The organism is Plantactinospora solaniradicis (assembly GCF_042658085.1).
Classification (GTDB): domain Bacteria; phylum Actinomycetota; class Actinomycetes; order Mycobacteriales; family Micromonosporaceae; genus Plantactinospora; species Plantactinospora solaniradicis.
Genome location: NZ_JBHSPR010000145.1, coordinates 1 through 1,081, shown reverse-complemented (window position 1 = coordinate 1,081; position 1,081 = coordinate 1). Strand labels below are relative to the sequence as shown.

Here is a 1,081-nt window from a genome sequence, read left to right as displayed (position 1 = left end):
GCGAATCCGGACTTGGGTTGGGCTCGGTGGTTGCGCCACCGGATGTAGGCGCCGATCGCGTTGTCCTGCTCGGTGTGGCTGCGGTGGTCGGTGCCGTTGAGTGCGAAGTAACGCACGGCGGCGAATTCGGCCTCGATCCAGTTGAGCCAGGACGCGTAGGTCGGCAGGAACACCAGATCGATGCGGTTGGCGGCGCACCAGGCGCGGACCTCGGGGTGTTTGTGTGGGGAGAAGTTGTCCAGGATCAGGTAGAGCCGGTCGTTGGACCAGCGGTGACGCAGGGTCTTGAGGAAGCTCAGGAATTCCCGCCAGCGTTTGCGGTTCCGGATGCGGTAGTGCATTCGGCCGGTCGCCAGGTCGAGAGCGGCGATCATGTGCCGTACGCCCTGGTCGCGGGTGTAGGTGGCTCGTTGCCGAGCTGGCTGGTTGCGTTGTCGCCAGGCTCGGCCGGGGCGGGGTTGCAGGTTGAGTGGTCCGAACTCGTCTACGCAGACGACCCGGCCGTCGGTGGGTGGGTGGTCGTACAGGTCCAGGACCTGGCGCATCTTGGTGGTGAAGTCGGGGTCGGTGCTGGCTTTCCAGGTTTTGGTGGCCTGCCAGGAGACGCCGCGTTCGTGCAGGATCCGCCGGACGGTCTCGATGCTGATCGCGTGGACGCGGCCGGTGTCGATCAGGTAGTCACGCAGCTTGGCAAGGGACCAGCAGGAGAACGGTTTGCCGAGGAAACGGGGGTCGCACCGGGCGATGGCGCAGATCCAGGCTCTGGTCTGCTCATCGATCCGTCTCGGTGCGCCCCCGTTCCATTTTGGGTTCAGCGCGTCGAACCCCCGCTCGTTGAAGGCGTGGATCACATCGCGGACGTAGTCCTCGCTGGTCTTGAGCAGGTGCGCGATGTCCGGGGCGGGTTGGCCCTGGGCGGACATCAGCACGACGATCGCCCGTCGCAGCTTCACCGGGTCCTTCGCGGTCCGGCTGATGCGCTGCAACCGTTGGCCCTCGGCCATCGATACCTGCCGGACGAACACTTCTGGGCGTCTTCCCACCCGCCACCTCCCGCATCACGAACGTCAGGAGACAGCCT

General features: G+C 65.8%; 1 protein-coding gene. It reads right to left on the bottom strand.

The features are described 5' to 3' along the window. Positions 1 to 1,043: IS630 family transposase (locus ACFP2T_RS47945; RefSeq protein WP_377434793.1), on the bottom strand; the 1,043-nt coding region annotated here is incomplete at its 3' end. Between the last annotated feature and the right edge of the window lie 38 nt (positions 1,044 to 1,081).